This is a genomic window from Allobosea sp. BK604, assembly GCF_004341515.1.
In the GTDB taxonomy this organism is placed as follows: domain Bacteria; phylum Pseudomonadota; class Alphaproteobacteria; order Rhizobiales; family Beijerinckiaceae; genus Allobosea.
This window is the reverse complement of the sequence record NZ_SLZF01000001.1, coordinates 1,013,900-1,036,930: the sequence shown is the minus strand read 5'-3', so window position 1 is coordinate 1,036,930 and position 23,031 is coordinate 1,013,900. Positions and strand designations below refer to the sequence as shown.

Here is a 23,031-nt window from a genome sequence, read left to right as displayed (position 1 = left end):
GTGGCGGTTGATCTGCCCAAAATCTGCCTGACCCGTCTCGATGCGCCCTACGCAGGCGGCGCTACAAACGTGAACGAACAGTTGCTGAGAAGCGTTAACAGCACGTTAGCAACGGAAAAACCGTGACGCCACGATTTTCTCGACAGGCGCTGGCTAGCGGTGGATCGTGGCAAAATGGTGCCCATGCCGCAATAAGGGCCATGGGTCAGGCCTCGGCCCGGACCACAAATCGCGGCGGAAATGCGCCGCCGCGAGCTGCTATCGGATGCGTGGAATCAGCGCCGGGCCGCTGCTTCGCGGGTCTTCGCGGCGGGCGCCGCGCTGGCGTCGGCGCGCTGTTCCAGCGCCTGCCGCACCAGCCTGTGGAAACCATAGAGATCGTCGAAACTGGTCACGCGGCCATCGTTGTCGACGACGATCGTGTTGTAGACGAGGTGGATCGGCAGCGGCGCCGGTAGCTTGATCATGCGCTCGCCGGAGCCGATCAGGCGCTTCAGGCGTTCCGTCGTCCATTGCGGCCCGAGCACCTGGTCGGCGAGCAGGAAGGGATTGTCGACGCGGACGCAGCCATGGCTGAAGGCGCGCTTCTCTGCGGCGAAGAGCCGGCGGTTCGGCGTGTCGTGCAGATAGACCGCGTGCTCGTTCGGGAACATGAACTTGATCCAGCCGAGCGCGTTGCGCTCGCCCGGCGGCTGGCGCACCGAGATCGAGTTGCCGCGGCGGGTGACGACATAGCCGCGCTTGGCCGCATATTCCGGATCGGCGGCGAGGCCGGGCAGGAATTCCTTCTTCAGGATCGAGGGCGGCACGAACCAGGACGGATTGACGATCACATGGTCCATCTTGTGCGAGAAGATGGGCGTCGCCGAGTCGGGCTTGCCGACGATGACGCGGGCCTGATGCACGATCTTGCCGTGATCGAAGACTCGGACCTGGTATTCCGGCACGTTGACGATGATGTGGCGCTCGCCGAGATCAGGCGGCAGCCAACGCCAGCGCTCCATCTGGGCGATGATGTCCTGCTGCTGGCGCGCGGTGACCGGCGTGCCGAGCGCGGCGATGGTCTGCGGGCTCAGGATGCCGTTGGCGCGCAGCCCGGCCTGCTTCTGGAACTCGGCGACGGCCGTCGAGGTCGAGCGGTCGAAGACCGGCTCCTGCGAGGGGCCGAGACCGAGCCGGGCGCGCACGAGATGGACGCGGTCGTCACGCATGCCGAGCTTAAGCTCGGGGCCGGCCGGGATGCGCACCATCGGTGTGTCATCCTGGTGCTTGCGTAGCTCGGCGAGCTTGGCTTTGAGATTGAGATAGCCCTGGTGCGGCGGGTTGTAGGCAGCGAGCGCCACGCCCGGATCCTTGACCGCCGTCAGCTCGGAGAGAACCTCGGTGGCCGTGGGCAGATAGAGCGTCGGCGTGATCAGCTTCGAGAGCCGGCGCGGATCGATGCGGCCGCCGCGCGCGTCGCGGGCATAGAGAACGGCCAGCGCCGAGAGGCGGATATCGGCCTCGGCGAGGCTGACCTTGTCGCTGGCCTCGAAGACGGGGAGGGCATAGTCGGTCGGCCGCAGCCCGTCCTCGCTCGAGCGCTCGAGCCGGGCGACGAGCAGCTTGGCGGTCTCGCTCCAGCCCTTGCCGTCGATCCAGAAAGGCTTGTTGCCGTTGGCCTGGTAGGCGGCGAGGATCTCGCCGCGCTCACGCTCCGGCAGGCGCTGCAGGGCGACGGCAGCGGCAGCGTGCTCGGTGATCTCGGGCACCAGCGGGCCTGGCACCGGCAGCTCGACCACGACTTTGGGCAGGTCGGGCGGCGGGATCACGGTCTCCGGCGGCTGGGCGGCGCGCAGCGGTACCGGAGCTTCCGGCTGCGGCGCAGGTTCGGGCTTGGCGGCCGGTACCAGAGCGGGGTCGGATGGCGGCAGCTCGATTTCGGGAATGTCGAGGACGACCGGGCCGTCGTCGACGCCGGGCGTGCTTGCCGGTGCCGTGGGGGCTTCCAGCGCGGGAACCGCGGCTTCCGGGCGGGCCGACGGCGAGACCGTGCCGGTCACCATCGCGGGCTCGTCGGCGTGCTCGGGCTCGACCTTCACGGTCACCTCGGGCAGCGCCGGCACGTCGAGATGCTCGATCGGCGCGTCGCCCTTCAGGATGCGAAGCTCGGGCTGCTCGGGCAGCGGGACGCCAAGCGTCGAGTCGATCGTGGCGGCAGGCTGCCCGAAGGCTGAGGCCGCACCGAGAAACAGGACGAGGACCGATGCAGAGGCTGAGCCCGCCCAATGGCGACGAGGCATGGTCCGTATTCCCGTTATCCGCCGAGTACCGCCCCAATAGGTGCGTGACTCGGTCTGCTTCGACAAGATGCGGCGGAGCAACAGCGGGGATGATTCGTCCGACTGGCTATGCCGCGTCCGAGCCCTCGGAGGCGTCATCACCTTCAATCAGACCGTAATCCTTAAGTTTTCGGTAAAGGGTCGAGCGGCCGATGCCGAGCTTGCGCGAGACCTCGGACATGTGCCCGCGATAGTGAGTCAGCGCGAATTTGATGATTTCGCGCTCCAGCTCGTCGAGTTTGCGCATATCGGAGCCGGCAACGAGCTCGAGCGAGTTGGGGTCGCGCACCGGCACCTGGATGATGCGCGGCGTCTCGTCGCGGGTCTCGGCTCGGGCCACCGCGGCCGGCGCCGGCGGGATGCGGATGTCGTACCCGTCCATCTGCGCGGCGATCTGCGGGAACTCGGCAACGGTGAGCTCGTCGCCATCGGCGAGCACGACGGCGCGGAACATCGCATTCTCGAGCTGGCGGACATTGCCGGGCCAGTCATAGCCGCTGATCAGGTTCAGGGCCTCGGCCGAGATGCCGCGCAGCTTGCGGCCCTCCTCGGCGGCGAAGCGGGCGAGGAAGCCGCGGGCGAGATCGGGAATGTCCTCTCGGCGCTGCCTGAGCGGCGGCAGGGTGATCGGGAAGACGTTGAGGCGGTAATAGAGGTCCTCACGGAACTCGCCGCGCTTGACCTGCTCCAGCAGGCTCTTGTTGGTGGCGGAGATGATGCGGATATCGACCCGCACCGATTTCTTGCCGCCGACCGGATCGACCTCGCCCTCCTGGATGGCACGCAGCAGCTTGACCTGCGCGTCGAGCGGCAGCTCGCCGACCTCGTCGAGGAAGAGCGTGCCGCCATTGGCCTCGACGAACTTGCCGACATGGCGCTCGGTCGCGCCGGTGAACGAGCCCTTTTCATGGCCGAACAGGATCGATTCGACGAGGTTGTGCGGGATCGCGCCGCAATTCACGGTGACGAAGGCCTTGCCCTTGCGGTCGCTGGAGCCCTGGATGGCGCGGGCGAGCACCTCCTTGCCGACGCCGGATTCGCCTTCGACCAGGATCGGAATGTTGGACTTGGCGGCACGCTCGGCCAGCCGAATCACCCGGCCCATGTCCGGGCTCTTGGTGGCGAGGTCGCGGAAGCCGAGCTGGCCCGCGGCGCGCCGCTTGATATGGCGCAGCTCATGTTCGAGAGCGCCGAGCTTCAGGGCGTTCTTGAGCGAGATCTGCAGGCGCTCGGCGCCGACCGGCTTGACGACGAAATCGACGGCGCCGGCCCGCATGGCGTTGACCACGGTCTCGATCGAGCTGTGGGCCGTCTGCACGATCACCGGGATCTCGATGCCGCGCTCGCGCAGCAGGGCGAGCACGCCCATGCCGTCGAGCTCGGGCATGACGAGATCGAGCACCATGGCGTCGAACTTCTCGCCATCGCCATGGCCGAGCAGGTTCAGGGCCTCGTTGCCGCTGTCGACAGCGACGACATCATAGCCGGAACGCTTGAGCATGGCGTCGAGCAGACGGCGCTGGACGGGATCGTCATCGACGACGAGAACGGTGGCGGTCATGAACCCTCGAAGCGCTGCGGCCAGCCGGTGGGCGGGCCGAGAATCGGATGTTCCGTTTCGGGGCAATGTCATCCAGAACGGTTAAGCGGCTCTTAAGTGGCAGAGAGAGGAAAGCAGGTCAGTCGCACGCGTCGCGACATTGATCGTGCGCCCTTGTCCGCGCATATGAGGAGGCGAACGGTTTCGCCAGCGAGGTTTGGAAGCGATGACGCTTGCGTTAGACGGGACGACCGCCAGGGGTCTCGCCAGGAGCTTGGCCAGGAACTCTGCTAAGAGCTTGGCGAACAGCGCTTCCGGGGCTGCTGCAAGGGCCGCCAAGGCGCTGGGGCCGCTCCCGGAATGGGATCTCAGCCATCTCTATCCGTCGATGAATTCGCCCGAATTCGCCGCCGATCTCGAACGCGCTCAGGCCGAATCGCAGAGTTTCGCGGCGCTCTATCGTGGCAAGCTCGCGGCGCTCGCGGCACGCGAGGATGCCAGCACCGTCCTTGCCGAGGCCGTCATGGCCTATGAAAAGCTCGAGGATCTGATCGGCCGGATCATGTCCTATGCCGGCCTGGTCTATTCCGGCGACACGACCGATCCGCAGCGCGCCAAGTTCTATGGCGATACGCAGGACAAGATGACGGCGGCCTCGACCGAGTTGCTCTTCTTCGGGCTCGAGCTCAATCGGATCGACGAGGCCGTGCTGGCGCGTGCCGCCGAGCGGCCGCCGCTCGCCCATTGGAAGCCTTGGCTCGAGGACCTCGCCAAGGACAAGCCGCATCAGCTCGAGGACCGGATCGAGGAACTGTTCCACGAGAAGTCGGTGACCGGGCATGCTGCCTGGAACCGGCTGTTCGACGAGACCATCGCCTCACTGCGCTTCAAGCCCGAGGGCGAGGAGCTGACGCTCGAGCTCACCCTCAACAAGCTGCAGGATGCGGACGGCCTTGTGCGCAAGGCGGCGGCCGAGTCGCTCAGCGAGGTCTTTCGGGCGCATCTGCGCACCTTCTGCCTGATCACCAACACGCTGGCCAAGGACAAGGAAATCTCCGACCGCTGGCGCAAGTTCGAGGATGTCGCGGATTCGCGTCATCTGGCGAACCGGGTCGAGCGCGACGTGGTCGATGCGCTGGTCTCGGCGGTGCGCGCTGCCTATCCGCGCCTGTCGCATCGCTATTACAAGCTGAAGGCGCGCTGGTTCGGGCGCGATGCGCTCGACTACTGGGATCGGAACGCGCCGCTGCCGAAGGTCGAGCAGCGCACCATTCCCTGGAGCGAGGCGCGTGATACCGTGCTCGGCGCCTATGGCGCCTTCGCGCCGGAAATGGCCGGGATCGCCAGGCGCTTCTTCGACGAGGGCTGGATCGATGCGCCGGTGCGGCCGGGCAAGGCGCCGGGCGCATTCGCGCATCCGACCGTCCCGTCCGCGCATCCCTATGTGCTGCTGAACTACCAGGGCAAGCCGCGTGACGTGATGACGCTCGCCCATGAGCTCGGCCATGGCGTGCATCAGGTGCTGGCGGCGCCGAACGGGGCGCTGATGGCGCCGACGCCGCTGACCCTGGCCGAGACCGCGAGCGTCTTCGGGGAGATGCTGACCTTCCGCAAGCTGCTCGACGGCACCGCCGACGTCAGCCAGCGCAAGGCGATGCTGGCCGCCAAGGTCGAGGACATGATCAACACGGTCGTGCGCCAGATCGCGTTCTATTCCTTCGAGCGCAAGGTGCACGAGGCGCGCAAGGCGGGCGAGCTGACGGCGGAGAACCTGTGCGAGCTGTGGATGAGCGTGCAGGCCGAGAGCCTCGGGCCGGCGATCAGGCTCGGCTCAGGCTACGAGCCGTTCTGGTGCTACATCCCGCACTTCATCCATTCGCCCTTCTATGTCTACGCCTATGCCTTCGGCGATTGCCTGGTGAATTCGCTCTACGGCGTCTACCAGAACTCGGCCGAGGGCTTTCAGGAGCGCTATTTCGCCCTGCTTTCGGCCGGCGGCACCAAGCATCATTCCGAGCTGCTGAAGCCCTTCGGCCTCGATGCGCGCGATCCCGCCTTCTGGCAGATCGGGCTCGGCATGATCGAAGGGCTGATCATCGAGCTGGAGGGGATGGAGTGATGGGCGCGGGGGCGCAGTAACATGTCTTCCCCGCTTGTCTTCGACCGTGTCCTCTACCGCCGCCGCCTCGCGCGGGCCGTTGCCGGCGACTACCCGGATTTCCTGCTTGCCCGCGCTGCGGAGGACCTCGAAGAGCGCCTCGCCGCCGTGCTCAGGCGTTTTGGGCGGGCGGTCGATCTCGGCACGGCGTTGCCGGTTGCGGACGCGGCGCTGAGGGCCAAGGCCGAAACCCTGTGGCGGATGGCGGAAGCCGGGCTGGCGCCGGCCAATCTCGTCGGCGATCTTGAGAATCTGCCGCTCGCCGCGGAGTCGATCGACCTGGCCGCCTCGCTGCTGGCGCTGCACACGGTCAATGACCTGCCGGGCACGCTGATCCAGATCAGGCGGGCGCTGAGGCCCGACGGGCTGTTCATCGGCTGCCTGCTCGGTGGCCGGACGCTGCAGGAATTGCGTGAGGCGCTGCTCGCGGCCGAGGCCGAGACCACCGGCGGCGTCAGCCCGCGTGTCGCGCCCTTCGCCGATCTGCGCGATATGGGCAGCCTTCTCCAGCGCGCCGGATTCGCACTGCCTGTCGTCGATAGCGAGCTCGTCACGGTGCGCTATCGCGACATGTTCGGGCTGTTGCGCGACCTGCGCGCGATGGGCTGGACCAATGCGCTGGCCGACCGGCGCAGGACCGGCCTCAGGCGCGAGACGCTGCTGCGCGCGGCGGCGATCTATGCCGAGCGCTTCGCCGATCCCGACGGACGGTTGCGGGCGAGTTTCGAAATGGTCTGGGTCTCCGGCTGGGCGCCGCATGAGAGCCAGCAGAAACCGCTGCGTCCGGGTTCGGCCAAGGCGAGGTTGGCTGATGCGCTGGGGGTGCCGGAGATCGGCACGGGCGAGAAGCCGGGGCAGCAGGGGGAACGATGAGCGAGCGTCCGGTGCGGCTCGGCCGCGGCGACTTCAGGCTGTTCCGCGCCATCCCGACGCGCTGGATGGACAATGACGTGTTCGGGCACGTCAACAATGTCGTCTATTATTCCTGGTTCGACACGGCTGTGAACGCCTGGCTGGTCGAGGAGGCGCATCTCGATATTGCCGGCAGTGCGATTGTCGGGTTCGTGGTCGAGACCAGCTGCACCTATTTCGAGAGCGTCGCTTTTCCGGAGACGGTGGAGGCCGGGCTCGCGGTCGAGAAGCTCGGCCGCAGCTCGGTGACCTACCGGATCGGCATTTTTCGCGAGGGTGGCGAGCAGGCGGCGGCGCAGGGCCGCTTCACCCATGTCTATGTCGAGCGCGCCGCGCAGAAGCCCGTTCCGATTCCGGAGGGGCTGCGCGCCGCGCTCAAAGGGCTCACGTCGTCAGGCGAACCTGGCTGATCTGGTTGGCGATGTTTTTGAAGACCGGTCCGAGCTGCGAGGCGTTGTTGACCTCGTAATACATGTCGGTCTTGCTGGCGCAGCCGCGCAGCAGGTTGCGGTTCCCCTCGATGACGCGGACCGTATAGACGTTCACGCCAGCCGTCTTGGCGCTCTGGCACGCGAGCTTGGTCCGGTTGTCGATGCCGTTCTGGTTATCGCCGAAGCGATTCTCGGTGTTGTCGCCGTCGGTCAACAGGATCATGTACTTGGTCAGGCGCGGCGTCGTCGCCGGAGCGGCTTCGGTGAGGGGCGTGCCGGGGGTGAGCGTGGCCAGTCCCCAGGCGGCGCCGATCGTGACATTGGTGTTTCCGACCGGGGTCATGGAATTGATCGTGTTGGTCAGGGCCGTCCAGTTGCTCGTCAGCGGCTGGATGCGTGCCAGGGTCGACTGCTCGCAGATCACGGCGGGGTAGAGCGTGCTCTTGTCCTTCGGGACGATTCCGGCGTCGCTGGAATCGTAGGGATCGTCCCGATCCATGACGCAGCCCTGCCAGCTCGACTTCGAGGCCGACTGGTTCGAGTTCCGCTTCTTCACGCCGTAGCGCAGCCAGTCCGCATCTCCATATGTTTTCGCATCGAGCCGCACCTCGGTGGCGAAGGGGACGATCGAAACCCTGATCTGGTCGGTTTCCGTCGAGGCTTGCTGCATCACCTTCAGCAGGTCGAGCGAGGCCTGCTTCAGCGCGGCCATCTTGCCGGACGAGGCCATCGAGCCGGTATTGTCGAGCACCAGTGCGAGCTCGATCGTGTTCGTGCCCCAGGTCGATTGCGTCGAGCTGGCAACTTCGAGCGTATCCTCGCCGATAATCTTCGTCATGCTGGCCGGCAGATTGGCCTTGGCGCTGATGCTCACCGTGCGGCTGGTGCGGTTGATGTCGACGGTCACGTTTTCGAGCGTGGCGCGCTCGTTGTTCTCGAGCGTGGAACGAACCCATTTTTCCGTGCGGCTGCGCAGATCGGCGTCGCTCAGCTTCTGTGCGTCCCGGGCAGCCATCAGCGCGGCGGAATCGATCGCGTTCGACAAGGCGGTGCGGGCCGAGCTGGCGCGGCCGTAATCCACTGCGGCTCCGGCGAGGCCCAGCACCGGGATGATCGCCAGACCGAACATCAGGGCGACATTGCCGGACTTGTCTTTCCCAAAACGAGCCAGAAGCGACATCAGACTGTTCCTCCTTGACACGATCCGCCTCGTGTCGGGGAGAACAGCGCAGTTCACGTGCCAACCGCCGATCGCGCGGAATGCGTTGTCTCGGCACGACAGTCAGGTTATGCCGCCCGGTAACAGGTAGGGCTCTTGGAGTCCGCATTTCAGGGACAAGGCGAGCCGTGCTTCCCAACGAGATCAAGATCACCCCGCAGCTCGTGGCCGAGCATGGCCTCAAGCCGGACGAGTACCAGCGCTTCCTGCATCTGATCGGACGCGAGCCGTCGATCACCGAGCTCGGCATCGTCTCGGCGATGTGGAACGAGCACTGCTCCTACAAGTCGTCGAAGATCCATCTGCGCACGCTCCCGACCAAGGCGCCCTGGGTGATCCAGGGCCCGGGCGAGAATGCCGGCGTCATCGATATCGGCGACGGGCTCGCCATCGTCTTCAAGATGGAGAGCCACAACCATCCGTCCTTCATCGAGCCCTATCAGGGTGCGACCACGGGCGTCGGCGGCATCCTGCGCGACGTCTTCACCATGGGCGCGCGGCCGATCGCGGCCCTGAACGCGCTGCGCTTCGGCGACCCCGCGCATCCCAAGACCCGCCATCTGGTGTCGGGTGTCGTCGCCGGTGTCGGCGGCTACGGCAATTCCTTCGGCGTGCCGACGGTCGGCGGGCTCGTCGGCTTCCACACGCGCTATGACGGCAACATCCTGGTCAACGCCATGGCGGTCGGCCTGGCGAAGGCGGACGAGATCTTCTACGCCAAGGCGACCGGCGTCGGGAAGGCGATCGTCTATCTCGGCTCCAAGACCGGCCGCGACGGCATCCATGGCGCGACCATGGCCTCGGCCGCCTTCGGCGAGGGCGGCGAGGAGCGGCGCCCGACCGTGCAGGTCGGCGATCCCTTCGCCGAGAAACTGCTGCTGGAAGCCTGCCTCGAGATCATGGCTGCCGGCCATGTCGACGCGATCCAGGACATGGGCGCGGCCGGCCTGACCTGCTCGGCCGTCGAGATGGGCGCGAAGGGCGATCTCGGCGTCGAGCTCGATCTCGACAAGGTGCCGTGCCGCGAGGAAGGCATGAGCGCCTATGAGATGATGCTCTCGGAGAGCCAGGAGCGCATGCTCATGGTGATCAAGCCCGGCCATGAGGAGCCGGCCGAGGCGATCTTCCGCAAATGGGGGCTCGATTTCGCTGTCGTCGGCCACACCACCGACACGCTCCGCTTCGTCGTGAAGCATCAGGGCGAGGTCATGGCCGACCTGCCGATCAAGGAACTCGGCGACGAGGCGCCTGAATATGACCGGCCCTGGATCGAGACGCCGCGTCAGCAGCGCATCGCGCCGGAAACGGTGAATGCCCCGCTCTCCAATGCAGTTGCGCTGGTCAAACTGATCGGTTCGCCGGACCTGTGCTCGAAGCGCTGGGTCTATGAGCAGTACGACACGCTGATCCTTGGCAATTCGGTAGTCACGCCCGGCGGCGATGCGGGGATCGTGCGCATCGAGGACGGGCCGAAGGGCCTCGCCATGACCACCGACGTGACGCCACGCTATTGCGAAGCCGATCCGTTCGAGGGCGGCAAGCAGGCGGTCGCGGAAGCCTGGCGCAACCTCACCGCGGTCGGCGCGACGCCGCTCGCCATCACCGACAATCTGAATTTCGGCAATCCCGAGCGGCCCGAGGTGATGGGCCAGTTCGTCGGCTGCATCAAGGGCATCGGCGAGGCCTGCAAGGCGCTCGACTTCCCGGTCGTCTCCGGCAATGTCTCGCTCTACAACGAGACCAATGGCGTCTCGATCCTGCCGACCCCGACCATTGGCGGTGTCGGCGTGCTGGCGGATGTCACCAGGCACGCGACGATCGGCTTCAAGGCTGAGGGCGAGGCGATCGTCCTGATCGGCGAGACGCAGGGGTGGCTCGGTCAATCCTCCTATCTGGCGACGATCTGCGGCCGCGAGGAAGGGGCGCCGCCGCCAGTCGACCTGTCGATCGAGCGCAAGAACGGCGATTTCGTGCGCGGGCTGATCGTGAATGGCCGCGTCAGCGCCTGCCACGATCTCTCGGATGGCGGCCTTGCCCTCGCGCTCGCCGAGATGGCGATGGCGGGCAAGATCGGCGCGACGGTCACGGCGCTGCCGGCCGGCCCGGCCCATGCCGCGCTCTTCGGCGAGGATCAGGCGCGCTATCTCGTCACGCTGCCTGCAGCCGCGGCCGAGGCGCTCGTCGCCGAGGCGAAGGCTGCCGGCGTTGCCGCCGCGATCATCGGCACGACCGGTGGGACCGCGTTGAACCTGCCGGGTGAAGCGCCCATATCGCTGGCCACGCTGAACAATGCGCATGAGGCCTGGTTCCCGGCCTATATGTCCGGCAAGAGCGCGTAAGAGGACAAGCACGATGGCGATGGACGCGCACGAGATCGAGCGCATGATCAAGGCGGCGTTGCCGGATGCGGTGGTCGAGATCAAGGATCTCGCCGGCGATGGCGACCATTATGCCGCGACCGTGACCTCAGCCGCCTTCAAGGGCAAGACGAGGGTCCAGCAGCACCAGATGGTCTATGCCGCCCTGCAAGGAAACATGGGCGGAGTGCTGCATGCCCTTGCACTCACGACAGCCATTCCCCAGAATTAGAACGATATCATCCAGCGGGCCTTGACCCCGCCTGAGGAGAGACATGATGAGCGATATCGCCGCCCGCATCGACAATGCCGTGAAGACCAATGACGTGGTGCTCTTCATGAAGGGCACGCCGCAATTCCCGATGTGCGGCTTCTCGAGTCAGGTCGTGCAGATCCTGGGCTATATCGGCGTGCCCTATGCCAGCGTGAACGTGCTCGAGGATCAGGAGATCCGCGAGGGGATCAAGGCCTATTCGAACTGGCCGACCATCCCGCAGCTCTACGTCAAGGGCGAGTTCATCGGCGGCTGCGACATCACCCGCGAGATGTTCCAGGCCGGCGAGTTGCAGGCGCTGTTCGAGGACAAGGGCATCGCCGTCAAGCAGCCGGCGGGCTGACTTTCGATTCTACGCCGCCCGGCATTCCGGATGCGGCTTCAGCAAGCGCTCGGTCGAGGCCGGGTGCTTCAGCAGCATATGAGCCGGCCTGACCGGGCGGCGCACCAGTTCGCCTCCGCAATTCGGGCAGGTGCCCTTGAAGCGCGCCTCGGCGCAACCGGCGCAGAAGGTGCACTCGTAGGTGCAGATCCGCGCCTCCCGGCTCTCGGCGGGCAGGTCGCGGTCGCAGCATTCGCAGTTCGGGCGCAGTTGCAGCATGACATTCTCTCCCCTCTTGCCGAGGAGGATGCCGCTGATCCTGCGTTTGCGCCAATGCTTGTTGCTGATGCCTGCGATCAGCCGCAGCGATCACTTCACCAGGAGCCAGTCCTCGACCACGAGCGCGTCGAGACCGGTCGTGTAGAACATCAGCACCGCATCCTCGGTCGTATGCAGGATCGGCTTGCCCATCACGTTGAACGAGGTGTTGAGGATCACCGGCACGCCGGTCAGCGCATGGAAGGCCGAGATCAGGGCGTGATAGCGCGGGTTGCGCTCTGACGTGACGCTTTGCAGGCGGCCCGTCCCGTCCTTGTGCACCACGGCCGGAACGCGCTGGCGCACGGCCTCCTTCCAGGTCAGCGTGCGCTCCATATAGGGCGCGTCCTGATAATCCTCGAACCAGTCCGGCCCGTGCTCGGCGAGGATCGAGGGGGCGAAGGGGCGGAAGGCCTCGCGGTACTTAACCTTGGCGTTGAGTTGGTCCTTCGCGTCGGCCGGGCGCGGATCGGCGAGGATCGAGCGGTTGCCGAGCGCGCGCGGGCCGAATTCGGCCCGGCCCTGGACCCAGCCGACGAGCTTGCCTTCGGCCAGGAGTTCGGCGGTCTTGAGCGCGATCTCGTTTGGCGAGAGTTTTTGCAGGCGCGGTTCCCAGGCTGTCATCCGCTCCAGCGGCTCGGTCGACACCGAGGAGCCCAGATAGGGCGTCATCGGTCCTTTCGGTGCGCGCCAGCCATGGTTGTCCTCGGCGTGAGCAAGCCAGGCGGCGCCGATCGCGTTGCCGTCATCGGCTGGGGCCGAGGGCACGAAGACGTGCCGGAAGCCGTGGCGCCCGACGATCTTGCCGTTGAACGAGGAATTGAGCGCGCAGCCGCCGGCGAGCACGAGATTCTCCGAGGGCACCAGCGCGGCCGTTTCGCTCAGCAGGGCTTCCATCATCTCGGCGAAGACGTCCTGGCCGCAGCGGGCGAGATCCGCCCAGCCCTGATCGAGCGCGTTGGCTGGACGGCGGGCGAGGATCTCGGCCGCGACCCGTCGCGTCGTCGCCGCGTCGGTGAAGGCGAGCTTGCGGCCATCGATGCGGTAGAGCTGGCGCAGCAGGGCGAGCAAGTCGGGATCGCGCCTGCCATAGGGCGCGAGCCCCATGATCTTCCACTCCTCGCCCTTGGTCTGGTCGAAGCCGGCAAGGTCGGTGACCAGGCCGAAATAGAAGCCGATCGATTCACGGCCGCGATGGCGCTTCACCTCGCTGATCTCACCGCCCCTCAGTGCGAAGATGGCGGAGGCGCCGGTCTCGCCCATGCCGTCGACGACCAGACAGGCGGCATCGCTGAAGGGAGAGGACCAGCAGGCATAGGCCGCGTGGCTGAGATGGTGGCCATAGCGCTTCAGCCCGGTGATCTTCGCGTCACCAAAGGCGCGGTCGAGGCCGAGCATTGTGCCGATGCCGGCGCGCTGCTGGCCAAGGTGGAGCGAGGCGATAAAGGCGCGCTCGGCCCGCTCCGGCACCAGGGAGCGGTTGAGCGAGGGCGAGAGCTTCAGCAGTGCGTCGAGCGTGAAGGAACCGGCCCGATCCATCTGGTCGAGGAAGCCGGTGAACTCGGCGCTCCAGCTCGTCGCAATGGTGACCTCGGCGCCCTTCGGGATGTAGCGCCTGAGCAGGCTCTCCATGCGCGGGACGGTATCGGGTTCGCAATTCGGCGCGCGCTTGAATTGCAGATAGCGTTCAGTCGCCTCGGCGAAGACCACCATGCCATCGGGGTCGATGATGGCGATCGCCGGATCATGAAAAGTCGTGGCGAGCCCAATCTTAAAGGTCATGGCAATGCAGGGTAGGGACTAAGGCCGATCGAGGCAAACGGCGCACCCTGTCCAGCGTCGCGCCGTGCCTCGCTTCCCCGAAGCGTGAGGATCCCCTATCCCTTTGTTCTAACGCATTTTTTCGCGCGAACCGGTGTCCATTTCTCTCGAAAATGCTCTACTTGCGATCGTTGAAGGCGATGCTTGCCGCGATCGCCCTGATCGCCGGCTGCAGGCTTTCGAGCCGCTTCTGATCAGCCATCACGATCATCCTGACGAAGCGCCCGCTTTCGCCGACGCCCATGTACTGGACGAAGCCCTGCTTGCCGGCTTTCTCGTGCGTATAGGTGCCAGCGAGCAGGTAGCCCTGGCCGCCGGCGAAGCGCACGTTCTCGCGCCGGGTGACGGCGGCGTCGGAGAAGTCGCGGGTCTGCTTGAGCAGCCGCTCGGCGGTCTGCGGAAGGTTCGCCGCCGTGGTCGGGCCGGAGGTCTGGTAGGCGACGATGAGGAAGGGCTGGCTGCCGGTGGGATCGATGTTGCGATCGCCGACGGTCATCAGCAGGCCGGACCCGCCCATCGTGTCGACGATGCGGAAGGGCTCCGCCGGCTTGACGGTGAAGGGCATCGCCTTGAGCTTCTCGGCCATGCTGGGCTCGGCGCCGAGCGTGACCGAGGCGTACATCGCCTGGACCCGATCATTGCCGAGGCCGCTGCCTTGCGGCGACTGCACGGTGACCAGCACGGTCTTGGCGCCTTTGAACAGCCCGATCCATTTATCGAAGGTGGTGCCGGCCATGTCCTGGGTGCCGGCGATCAACGGAACTCTTCCAGCGGGAGTCTCGATCTCCGCGAGCTTCTCGACGGTAACGTTCTGCTTGGCGAAGGCGGCCTTCGCCGTCTCCTCGTCGCGGAACAGGGTCGAGATCTGGTCATAGGCGACAGGGGGCATCTCGACGATGAGGACGCTCGCCTTGGTCTCGGGATGCTGCAGGCCGGCGAAGCCTGAGGCCGGCTTGAAGCCGGGCAGGGGCACGAGTGAGACGCTGGTGCCGGCGATCGCCTGCTTATCCTGCGCGAAAGCGGCCTGCCCGCCAGGCAGAGGCGCTGCCAGAAGCGCCAGCCAGACAAAGGCTGCCCGTGAGAAGCGGACCGCGCGGCCCCGGATCAAAGGCATTCCATCCCTCCAGATCACTTTGACGACCGGCATCAACGTGCAAGGGCGGCATATCGTTCATATGACGTCGCGAGTACCGGCGCGATCGCGCCGAGGTTCAGCGCCCGGCCGCTGCGCTGATGAAGGCGAGCGCGTCCTGGCTGCCCCAGTCGGCGGCGCCATGCAGGATCGCGAGCTGGCAGCCCTCCTTGCTGACGACCAGCGTCGTCGGCATGCCCTCGGCCTTGCCGACCGCCTTGAGGTCCTGGAAGACCTTCGCTTCCGGATCGGCGTAATAGGCGAGCTTCTCGATCTTCTTGGCCTTGAGCCAGTGCTTCGGTTTGTCGAGGTCGCGCGTGTCGATATTGACGGTGACGACCTCGAAATCCGGGCCGCCGAGCTGGGCCTGCAGCTTGTCCAGCGCCGGCATCTCGGCCTTGCAGGGCGCGCACCAGGTCGCCCAGAGATTGACCAGGACTGTCCTGCCCTTGAAATCGGCCAGCGTCATCGCCTTGCCGTCGGGGCCGGTGAAGCCGAGATTGGGCAGCGGGCCCGGCCGCTCCGAGACCTGCGCGGCCGCGACCTCGCCACGCGCGAGCGCCGCCATTTTCTGCGTGATCGGTTGTGCAGGTGCGCAAGCGGAATTGCCGGCTGCGCCCCAGCCGGAGTAGAAGGCGGCCGCACCGCCCACGGCCGCGACGAGCACGAGGCTGAATGCGGCGAGACTTTTCTTAACCGGCGTCATCGGCGTCCAAACAACAGGAAAATCGGTCGTGAGCAATCGCATGTGGGGCGGACGTTTCGCCACAGGGCCGGACGCCATCATGGAAGAGATCAACGCTTCCATCGATTTCGACCAGCGGCTGTGGCGCCAGGACATCCGCGGATCGCTCGCGCATGCCGCCATGCTGGGCGAGACAGGCATCCTGACGTCTGAGGATGTGACTGCGATCCGCGACGGACTCAAGAGCGTCGAAGGCGAGATCGAGGCCGGCAGCTTCACGTTCTCGCGCGCGCTCGAGGACATCCACATGAATGTCGAGAGCCGCCTCAAGGACCTGATCGGCCCCGCAGCCGGCCGGCTGCATACCGCGCGCTCGCGCAACGACCAGGTCGCGACCGACATGCGGCTATGGGTGCGCGACACGCTCGACCAGCTCGATGCGCAGATCGCCGATCTCCAGCTCGCGCTGGCCGAGAAGGCCGAGACCTATGCCGGCGCGGTGATGCCGGGCTTCACCCATCTGCAATCGGCGCAGCCGGTCACGTTCGGCCACCATATGCTGGCCTATGTCGAGATGCTGGCGCGTGACCGCAGCCGGTTCCGCGATGCGCGCGAGCGGCTGAACGAGTGCCCGCTCGGCGCCGCGGCCCTCGCCGGCACCTCCTTCCCGATCGACCGGCACATGACGGCGCAGGCGCTCGGCTTCGCCCGGCCGACGGCGAACTCGCTCGATTCGGTCTCGGACCGCGATTTCGTGCTGGAGACGCTCTCGGCCGCCTCGATCTGCGCGATGCATCTCTCGCGCCTCGCCGAGGAGATCGTGCTCTGGGCGACGCCCCAGTTCGGCTTCGTCAAGCTCTCCGACAAGTTCTCGACCGGCTCCTCGATCATGCCGCAGAAGCGCAATCCCGACGCGGCCGAGCTGGTGCGCGGCAAGACGGGGCGCGTCTTCGGGGCGCTGCAGGCGCTGCTGACGATGATGAAGGGCCTGCCGCTGACCTATTCGAAGGACATGCAGGAGGACAAGGAGGGCACGTTCGATGCCGTCCAGACCCTGTCGCTCTGCCTGGCCGCCATGAGCGGCATGGTGCGCGACATGGCGCCCGACCTGAAGGTGATGAAGAAGGCGGCGGGCCTGGGCTACGCCACCGCAACCGATCTCGCCGATTGGCTGGTCCGGGTGCTGAAGATGCCGTTCCGCGACGCGCATCACGTCACCGGGCGCCTCGTCGGCATCGCCTCCGCCAAGGGCGTCGGGCTGGAGAGGCTCTCGCTCGAGGAGATGCAGGCGGTCGAGCCGAAGATCACGCAGGCTGTCTTCGCCGTGCTCGGCGTCGAGCAGTCGGTGAAGAGCCGCGTCAGCTACGGTGGTACGGCCCCGGCGAACGTGAAGCGCCAGGCCAAGCGCTGGCTGAAGCAACTCGCGAAGGAGGCGGGGCAGCACGCGAAAGCGTGAGGGCCCTCGCAACACCGCGCGCCATTCGCTACATTGCCGCCACCTATCGCCCGAGGATTTTCGTTCGTGCCGCATACCCGCCTGAAAATCGGCCGCGCCATCCTGGTCGCCGGCCTGCTTGGCCTCGCGTTGACAGCCTGTGGTCGCAGGGGGCCGCTCGAGCCGCCGCCGAACGCAACGAATGCGATCGACCTCCCGGACGATCAGATCGGCGCTGTCGAGGAACGGGTGCCGTCGCCGGGCGAGACCTCGCCGCTCGCCCGTGCGCCGAAGACCAACCGCGCCATCACCATCCCCAACAAGAGCTTCGTGCTCGATCCCTTGATGTGAATTCCAGGGCGGCCGCCTGACGCGGCGGCCGGCACCTCCGGTGCTCGCGGACCAGATGTCCGCCTGGCTCCGGTTCTCGGCAACCACGCCAGCCGATAGCTGGCGAATTCAAAGGTCTTGAGGGCCTGATGCATCACTTTGCCTACCGCGACGGCGCGCTCTTCGCCGAGGATGTCGACCTGCGCCGGATCGCGGGCGAGGTCGGCACCCCCGTCTATGTCTATTCCTCCGCGACGATCGAGCGGCATTACCGCCTGTTCGAGGAGGCGATGGCCTCAATCGCCCCGGCGCGCCCGCCGCATGTCTTCTACGCGCTGAAGGCCAACGGCAATCTCGGCGTGCTGAAGACGCTGGCAGCGCTCGGCGCCGGAGCGGACACGGTCTCCGAGGGTGAAGTGCGCAAGGCGCTCGCGGCCGGCTTCCCGGCCAGCAAGATCGTCTTCTCCGGCGTCGGCAAGAGCGAGCAGGAGCTTGCCTTCGCGGTCGAGGCCGGCATTTATCAGGTCAATATCGAGACCGAGGGCGAGCTCGAGCTGCTCTCGCGCGTCGCGGCGCGCATGGGCAAGCGGCAGGAAGCCGTATTCCGCGTCAATCCCGATGTCGGCGCCGGCGGCCATGCCAAGATCACCACCGGCTCGGCGGCCAACAAGTTCGGCGTCTCCTTCGAGGATGCCGGTCGGCTCTACGCGCGCGCCGCCAACATGCCGGGCGTCAGGATCATGGGGCTCGCCCTGCATATCGGCAGCCAGATCCGCGAGACGGAGTCCTTCGAGGCGGCCTATGCCAAGATGGCCGGCCTCGTCGGCTCGCTGCGGGCCGAGGGACATCGGGTCGAGCGGCTCGATCTCGGCGGCGGGCTCGGGATTCCCTATGAAATCCCGAAGGCCTTCGATCACGGGCCGGACCTGATCCGCGACTATGCGGCCATGGTCGGGCGCGTCACCAAGGGGCTCGATGTCGAGCTCGGCTTCGAGCCGGGGCGGCTGATCGTCGGCAATGCCGGCATCCTGATGACCAAGGTGCTGCATCTCAATCCGCGTCCGTCGAAGCAGTTCCTCGTCGTCGACGCTGCCATGAACGATCTGGTGCGGCCGGCCATGTACGAGGCCTATCACGAGATCTGGCCGGTGGCGGAAGCCGCGGCCGATGCGCCGCAGATCGCCTATGACGTGGTCGGGCCGATCTGCGAATCGGGCGATACCTTCACCACCGGGCGGGTGCTGCCGGAGCTGAAGCCGGACGACCTGATCGCCTTCATGACCGCGGGTGCCTATGGCGCCAGCATGTCCTCGACCTATAATCAGCGGCTGCTCGTCGCCGAAGTGCTGGTGAAGGGCGCCGAATATGCGGTGACGCGCCCACGCCAGACCTTCGAGCAGCTTCTCGGCACGGATCGTGCACCGCCCTGGCTGAGCTGAGCGCCCGGTCGCCATCACGACCTGACGCCAGTTCACGAAACGCGGAGCCGTTGTGGGTGACGCGCTTCGGCACTGGCCTTGCCACATTCACGTGTTAGCGTGTGCGTGGTTGAAGGGTTTTACGTGTTGGGGGCGTTCGGAGCACGGCATGAATGAGGCGCAGCGCCGCACGGCGCTTGATCCCATCGGGACCATCCGTCAGCGGCTCGGCCGGCTCGCGGCGGCATCTCGCGCGTCGCTGGCCTGGGAGCGCCTGTGGCCACGGCTCTGGCTGCCGGCCGCCGTCATCCTCACCTTCCTCGCCGTCTCCTGGTTCGGGCTGTGGACGCATCTGCCCTGGCAGGGCCGCGCCATCGGCCTCGTCCTGTTCCTCGGCGCGCTCGCCGCGAGTTTCTGGCATGTCGCCATCACGCCGCTGCCGACGCGGCGGGATGCGCTGACCCGGCTCGACCAATCGCTGGAAGGCGGTCACCGCCCGGCCTCCGCCCTGGAGGACAGTCTGGCCGTCGGCGCTGCCGACCCCGTGTCGCAGGCGTTGTGGAAGCTGCATGTCGAGCGCCAGAGCGCGCGCGTCGCCAACCTGAAGGTCGCGCCGCCGCAGCCTTTCATGGCGAGGCGCGACCGTTTCGCGCTGCGCGCCGTGCCGCTGCTTGCCGCCGTCACCGCCTTCTTCGTCGCGGGCCATGAGGCCGGGATGCGGCTTTCCGCGGCTTTCGACTGGCGTGGCCCCTCCGCCGCGGCGCCGGCTGTTCGCATCGACGCCTGGATCGATCCGCCCGGCTATACCCGTCTGCCACCGATCCTGATCGATTTCGCCAGGCTCCAGGGCTCCGGCTTCAGCGCGCCGGAAAAGTCGACCGTCGTCGTCCGGATCGCCGGCAAGTCGGGCTTCGACGTCGCGACCACCGGCCGGCTCGACGCGCTGCCGCCGCCGGACGCCAAGGACGGCGCCAAGCCGGCCGAGGCCAGCGATGTCGCGGTGCTGGAAAAGCGCTACATGCTCGCCGGCAACGGCACCCTTCGGATCACCGGCAGCGGCGCGCCGCACACAACACTCAACCTGACCGCGATCGCCGACCAGCCGCCGGAGATCAGCTTCACCGAGCCGCCGAAGGCCGTCAGCGGCGGCGTGCAGGGCGGGCTTGGCCTGAGCTATCGCGCCAAGGACGATTACGGCATCGCCGCCGCCGAAGTGCTGGTCTCGCGCGCCGGGCCGCCCTCGACCGGGCGCTCGCTGGTCGAGCCGCCGAAACAGTCGCTCAGCGTGCCGTCTTCGCCCTCGGGCGAGGAGGACCTGAAGAGCACGGTCGATTTCTCGGCCCATCCCTGGGCCGGCGCCAAGGTCAGGATGACCTTGCTCGCCCGTGACGAGGCCGGGCAGGAAGGCCGCAGCGACGCGGTCGAGGTCACGCTGCCGCAGCGCACCTTCACCAAGCCGCTCGCCAAGGCGCTGGTCGAGCAGCGGCGCAAGCTCGTGATGGATGTCGATACGCGCAAGCAGGTCCAGCTCGCCATGGACGCGCTGATGATCGAGCCCGATCGGTTCATGAAGGAGGCGGGCGTCTATCTCGGCATGCGGATGATCGCCGAGGGGCTGCGCCGGGCGAATACCGACGACCAGCTGCGCGAGGTGGCCGACCAGATGTGGACGCTGGCCTTGCAGCTCGAGGACGGCGATCTCTCCGATGCCGAGCGCGAGCTGCGCGCGGCGCAAGAGCGCCTGCAGCAGGCGCTGGAACGCGGCGCTTCCGAGGAGGAGATCCGCAAGCTCACCGAGGAGATGCGCCGGGCACTCGACAATTTCATGCGCGAATTCGCCCAGCAGATGCAGCGCCAGCAACAGAACGGCCAGCAGAACCAGGCGCAGCTGCCGGAGAATTTCCGCACGGTGACGCCGCGCGACCTGCAGAACATGCTCAACCGCATCGAGGAATTGTCGAAGCGCGGCGACATGGCCGAGGCGCAGCGACTGATGGAGGAATTGAACAATCTCCTCAACAACCTGAAGACGGCGCGCCCGGGCCAGCAGAATCCGCGCCAGCGCGAGATGAACCAGGCACTGGGCGATCTCGACCGCCTCACCCGCGAGCAGCAGGAGCTGCGCGACCAGACCTATCAGCAGGAGCAACAGCGCCAGAACCGGACCCAGCGCGGCCAACGCCCCGGCCAGCAGCAGGCGCGCCCCGGGCAGGGCCAGCGCCAGCAAGGGCAGCAGGGCCAGCGCGGTCAGCGAGGCCAGCAGCAGCCCGGACAAGAGGGCGAGGACGGCGAGGGCGAAGACGGCCAGAACGCTGAGAACGGGCAGGGCCAGGGCCAGGGGCAGGGCTTGTCACAGCGTCAGCAGGCCCTGCGTGAGCGGTTGCAGGAACTGCAGCGGCGCATGCGCGGCATGGGCGCCCAGGAGAATGGCGAGCTCGGCGAGGCCGAGGACGCGATGCGCGAGGCCGAGGGCCAGCTCGGCCAGGGCGAGGGCGAAGGCGCGCTCGATTCACAGGGACGGGCCCTGGATGCGTTGCGCCGCGGCGGGCAAAATCTCGCCCAGCAGATGCAGCCCGGCGGCGAGCCCGGCGAAGGCGACGGCACCGACAACGCCTATGGCGAGCCCGATGGCCAGCCGGCCGGCCGGCCTTCGGCACAGCAGCGCGGCCGCGAGGATCCGCTCGGCCGGCCGCAGCGTCAGCGTGACTGGGCCGATGGCCGCGTGCGCGTGCCCGGCGCCGACGAGAGCGCGACCCAGCGCGCGCGCCGCATCCTCGAAGAGCTGCGCCGCCGTCTCGGCGATCCGTCGCGGCCGATGGAAGAGCTCGACTATCTGGAGCGCCTGCTCAGGCGGAATTGAGAATTCTACTGGCGCGGCCGCTTGACGCGGCCGTCTGCGCTTCCGGTGCTCACCTACTGATATACGCTCCGCTCCGGTTCTCGACGGCCACGCCAATCGACTCGCGCCAGCGAATTCTCAGGCGGTCTGCCTATTTCGCCTTGCCGCCGGCGCTCGCGACCAGCGCTCCGACGACGATGAGCACGCAGGAGGCGGCGAGCAGCCCGCTCGCCGGCGCGTAGCCGGTCAACACCAGGATGATCGTCGAGAGCACCGGGGCGGCGTAGGAGGCGACGCCCAAAAAGGCGACGTCGCCGCGCTTCATGCCGATGTCCCAGCAGACGAAGGCGAGGCCGATGGAGCCCAGTCCCAGGCCAAGCGCGCCGGCCCACTCGACGAGGCTCAGCGACCATTGCGTCGTCTCGAAGGCGAAGTGGCAGGCGAAGGCGGCGACTGCGCAGCCGAGCATGGTGACGCTCAGACTTTCGGACGGCACGTCGGCGAAGCGGCGCGATGCCACCGAATAGCTCGCCCAGACGAAGGCGCCGAACGCGGCGAGGACATGGCCGAGCGAGAGGCCGCCGCCCGCGCCAGTGAGCCTGTCGGAGATCAGCAGCGCCGTTGCGGCGAGCCCGATCAGCGCACCGACGAGATGGCGCAGCTTCAGGCCGCCGCCGGGCAGCAGCGCCGCGAAAAGCACGATCAGCAGCGGCCAGAGATAATGGATCAGGTTGGCCTCGGCCGGCGGCGCCGTCTTGACCGCGGCATAGTAGAGCGCCGTGTCGCCGAACGGGCCATAGAGCCCGAGCGCGAAGGAGGCGGCGGTCGGCCTGATGCGGGAGAGCTCGCCACGTGCGGCCGTGATCGCCAGGATCAGCAGCCCGCCGATGACGAAGGTCATGCCGACGAGCTGGAACGGCGGCACCTTGCCCGACATGGCGGTGAAGAGCGCCAGCGTCGACCAGAGCAGGATGGCGCAAAAGCCAATGAGGGTGGCGGTTCGGGAGGTCATGGCTGTGTGCCGCTGCCGATAGCAGATCGAAGGCGCTTCGCCCATGGGGGGCGAGTGATCGGCGCGACTGCGATCGCGCCCCGTAGCATGCTCCAACCGCAAAAGCCGCATGCGGCTTTTGCGGAACCTGGTCCGGCGGGCACAGGAGTAGCTTAGGCTCGCGAAGCCGAAGCTGCGATCGGAGTGGATTGATGCAGGTCCCGAGCAAGCGCTTGGCTGTGGCGCTGTTTGCGTGCGTCGTCAGCGTCCAAGCCCCGCTCGCCCAGTCCAGGGACGATCCCAAGATGATGATCAGCCTGTGGGGCCAGGCGAACGGGCAATGCCGCGGCGGTTCGGGAAACGATCCGAAGACGTTTGCGGCCTGCGACCAGCGCGACGCCTATGGCCAGCGCCTAGCCCAGCTGGGCTGGTGCTATGGCAAGAAGGGCGGGCTCGGCTACCAAATGAGCTGGCACCGCTGCACGGCGTCATCCCTGCGCCCGGGCGCGCGCTGACGGCGCGAATCCG

At 67.1% G+C, this 23,031-nt stretch carries 19 protein-coding genes; 11 read left to right on the top strand and 8 right to left on the bottom strand.

Annotated elements, in window-relative coordinates:
- Positions 1–275: 275 nt before the first annotated feature.
- Positions 276–2,282, bottom strand: coding sequence for a L,D-transpeptidase family protein (locus EV560_RS05040; protein ID WP_165923322.1), 2,007 nt, complete (start codon positions 2,280–2,282; stop codon positions 276–278).
- Positions 2,283–2,388: 106 nt separating this feature from the next.
- On the bottom strand, positions 2,389–3,882 hold the full coding sequence (locus tag EV560_RS05035) for a sigma-54-dependent transcriptional regulator (RefSeq protein ID WP_131854570.1): 1,494 nt from the start codon (positions 3,880–3,882) through the stop codon (positions 2,389–2,391).
- A 205-nt stretch (positions 3,883–4,087) separates the two neighbouring features.
- Here EV560_RS05035 and EV560_RS05030 point away from each other — a divergent pair, with 205 nt between their 5' ends.
- The 3 genes from EV560_RS05030 to EV560_RS05020 are packed head-to-tail and all read left to right on the top strand — an operon-like array spanning position 4,088 to position 7,341.
- The gene (locus EV560_RS05030) at positions 4,088–5,980 is read left to right on the top strand and encodes a M3 family oligoendopeptidase (RefSeq protein WP_131854568.1); all 1,893 of its coding nucleotides are present in this window, start codon (positions 4,088–4,090) and stop codon (positions 5,978–5,980) included.
- A gap of 21 nt (positions 5,981–6,001) precedes the next feature.
- Complete coding sequence (locus EV560_RS05025) at positions 6,002–6,892, top strand: methyltransferase domain-containing protein (protein ID WP_131854566.1); 891 nt, start codon at positions 6,002–6,004, stop codon at positions 6,890–6,892.
- Positions 6,889–7,341, top strand: coding sequence for an acyl-CoA thioesterase (locus EV560_RS05020; protein WP_131854564.1), 453 nt, complete (start codon positions 6,889–6,891; stop codon positions 7,339–7,341). The genes EV560_RS05025 and EV560_RS05020 overlap by 4 nt, the downstream gene beginning before the upstream one ends.
- Here EV560_RS05020 and EV560_RS05015 read toward each other — a convergent pair.
- A complete protein-coding gene (locus EV560_RS05015; RefSeq protein WP_131854562.1) occupies positions 7,316–8,542 on the bottom strand; it encodes a vWA domain-containing protein in 1,227 nt (408 codons plus the stop codon). The two genes, EV560_RS05020 and EV560_RS05015, sit on opposite strands and share 26 nt — an antisense overlap.
- 167 nt (positions 8,543–8,709) lie before the next feature.
- Between EV560_RS05015 and purL the strand changes: the two genes are divergently transcribed.
- The 3 genes from purL to grxD are packed head-to-tail and all read left to right on the top strand — an operon-like array spanning position 8,710 to position 11,555.
- A complete protein-coding gene (gene purL / locus EV560_RS05010; RefSeq protein ID WP_131854560.1) occupies positions 8,710–10,920 on the top strand; it encodes a phosphoribosylformylglycinamidine synthase subunit PurL in 2,211 nt (736 codons plus the stop codon).
- Between the two features lie 13 nt (positions 10,921–10,933).
- Positions 10,934–11,170, top strand: coding sequence for a BolA/IbaG family iron-sulfur metabolism protein (locus EV560_RS05005; protein ID WP_131854558.1), 237 nt, complete (start codon positions 10,934–10,936; stop codon positions 11,168–11,170).
- A 46-nt stretch (positions 11,171–11,216) separates the two neighbouring features.
- Positions 11,217–11,555, top strand: a complete 339-nt coding sequence (gene grxD, locus EV560_RS05000) for a Grx4 family monothiol glutaredoxin (protein ID WP_131854556.1) — start codon at positions 11,217–11,219, stop codon at positions 11,553–11,555.
- Positions 11,556–11,564: 9 nt separating this feature from the next.
- On the opposite strand, the gene EV560_RS04995 is transcribed toward grxD, so the two are convergent.
- From EV560_RS04995 to tlpA, 4 genes are all read right to left on the bottom strand, one after another.
- On the bottom strand, positions 11,565–11,813 hold the full coding sequence (locus tag EV560_RS04995; RefSeq protein ID WP_131854554.1) for a DUF1272 domain-containing protein: 249 nt from the start codon (positions 11,811–11,813) through the stop codon (positions 11,565–11,567).
- A 90-nt stretch (positions 11,814–11,903) separates the two neighbouring features.
- Positions 11,904–13,634, bottom strand: a complete 1,731-nt coding sequence (locus tag EV560_RS04990; RefSeq protein WP_131854552.1) for a carbamoyltransferase family protein — start codon at positions 13,632–13,634, stop codon at positions 11,904–11,906.
- A gap of 157 nt (positions 13,635–13,791) precedes the next feature.
- Positions 13,792–14,787 carry a hypothetical protein gene (locus EV560_RS04985; protein ID WP_131854550.1) on the bottom strand — a complete coding sequence of 332 codons (996 nt, stop codon included), beginning with the start codon at positions 14,785–14,787 and terminating at the stop codon, positions 13,792–13,794.
- 97 nt (positions 14,788–14,884) lie between these two features.
- The gene (gene tlpA, locus EV560_RS04980; RefSeq protein ID WP_248311888.1) at positions 14,885–15,511 is read right to left on the bottom strand and encodes a thiol:disulfide interchange protein TlpA; all 627 of its coding nucleotides are present in this window, start codon (positions 15,509–15,511) and stop codon (positions 14,885–14,887) included.
- Between the two features lie 28 nt (positions 15,512–15,539).
- Between tlpA and argH the strand changes: the two genes are divergently transcribed.
- The 4 genes from argH (at position 15,540) to EV560_RS04960 (ending at position 21,533) form a co-directional block, all read left to right on the top strand.
- Positions 15,540–16,946, top strand: a complete 1,407-nt coding sequence (argH, locus tag EV560_RS04975; protein ID WP_131854546.1) for an argininosuccinate lyase — start codon at positions 15,540–15,542, stop codon at positions 16,944–16,946.
- 66 nt (positions 16,947–17,012) lie between these two features.
- On the top strand, positions 17,013–17,276 hold the full coding sequence (gene lptM / locus EV560_RS04970; protein ID WP_165923321.1) for an LPS translocon maturation chaperone LptM: 264 nt from the start codon (positions 17,013–17,015) through the stop codon (positions 17,274–17,276).
- Between the two features lie 128 nt (positions 17,277–17,404).
- Complete coding sequence (lysA, locus tag EV560_RS04965) at positions 17,405–18,694, top strand: diaminopimelate decarboxylase (RefSeq protein WP_131854542.1); 1,290 nt, start codon at positions 17,405–17,407, stop codon at positions 18,692–18,694.
- Positions 18,695–18,842: 148 nt separating this feature from the next.
- On the top strand, positions 18,843–21,533 hold the full coding sequence (locus tag EV560_RS04960; RefSeq protein ID WP_131854540.1) for a TIGR02302 family protein: 2,691 nt from the start codon (positions 18,843–18,845) through the stop codon (positions 21,531–21,533).
- Between the two features lie 130 nt (positions 21,534–21,663).
- On the opposite strand, the gene yddG is transcribed toward EV560_RS04960, so the two are convergent.
- Complete coding sequence (yddG, locus tag EV560_RS04955; RefSeq protein ID WP_131854538.1) at positions 21,664–22,524, bottom strand: aromatic amino acid exporter YddG; 861 nt, start codon at positions 22,522–22,524, stop codon at positions 21,664–21,666.
- Positions 22,525–22,715: 191 nt separating this feature from the next.
- On the opposite strand from yddG, the gene EV560_RS04950 reads away from it, so the two are divergent.
- Positions 22,716–23,018, top strand: coding sequence for a hypothetical protein (locus EV560_RS04950; RefSeq protein ID WP_131854536.1), 303 nt, complete (start codon positions 22,716–22,718; stop codon positions 23,016–23,018).
- The last annotated feature ends 13 nt before the right edge of the window (positions 23,019–23,031 follow it).

Coding starts and splice junctions, on each gene's coding strand:
- EV560_RS05040 (WP_165923322.1), bottom strand. CDS start 2,282: ATGCCTCGTCGCCATTGGGCGGGCTCAGCCTCTGCATCGGTCCTCGTC.
- EV560_RS05035 (WP_131854570.1), bottom strand. CDS start 3,882: ATGACCGCCACCGTTCTCGTCGTCGATGACGATCCCGTCCAGCGCCGT.
- EV560_RS05030 (WP_131854568.1), top strand. CDS start 4,088: ATGACGCTTGCGTTAGACGGGACGACCGCCAGGGGTCTCGCCAGGAGC.
- EV560_RS05025 (WP_131854566.1), top strand. CDS start 6,002: ATGTCTTCCCCGCTTGTCTTCGACCGTGTCCTCTACCGCCGCCGCCTC.
- EV560_RS05020 (WP_131854564.1), top strand. CDS start 6,889: ATGAGCGAGCGTCCGGTGCGGCTCGGCCGCGGCGACTTCAGGCTGTTC.
- EV560_RS05015 (WP_131854562.1), bottom strand. CDS start 8,542: ATGTCGCTTCTGGCTCGTTTTGGGAAAGACAAGTCCGGCAATGTCGCC.
- EV560_RS05005 (WP_131854558.1), top strand. CDS start 10,934: ATGGCGATGGACGCGCACGAGATCGAGCGCATGATCAAGGCGGCGTTG.
- grxD (WP_131854556.1), top strand. CDS start 11,217: ATGAGCGATATCGCCGCCCGCATCGACAATGCCGTGAAGACCAATGAC.
- EV560_RS04995 (WP_131854554.1), bottom strand. CDS start 11,813: ATGCTGCAACTGCGCCCGAACTGCGAATGCTGCGACCGCGACCTGCCC.
- EV560_RS04990 (WP_131854552.1), bottom strand. CDS start 13,634: ATGACCTTTAAGATTGGGCTCGCCACGACTTTTCATGATCCGGCGATC.
- EV560_RS04985 (WP_131854550.1), bottom strand. CDS start 14,787: ATGCCTTTGATCCGGGGCCGCGCGGTCCGCTTCTCACGGGCAGCCTTT.
- tlpA (WP_248311888.1), bottom strand. CDS start 15,511: ATGACGCCGGTTAAGAAAAGTCTCGCCGCATTCAGCCTCGTGCTCGTC.
- lysA (WP_131854542.1), top strand. CDS start 17,405: ATGCATCACTTTGCCTACCGCGACGGCGCGCTCTTCGCCGAGGATGTC.
- EV560_RS04960 (WP_131854540.1), top strand. CDS start 18,843: ATGAATGAGGCGCAGCGCCGCACGGCGCTTGATCCCATCGGGACCATC.
- yddG (WP_131854538.1), bottom strand. CDS start 22,524: ATGACCTCCCGAACCGCCACCCTCATTGGCTTTTGCGCCATCCTGCTC.
- EV560_RS04950 (WP_131854536.1), top strand. CDS start 22,716: ATGCAGGTCCCGAGCAAGCGCTTGGCTGTGGCGCTGTTTGCGTGCGTC.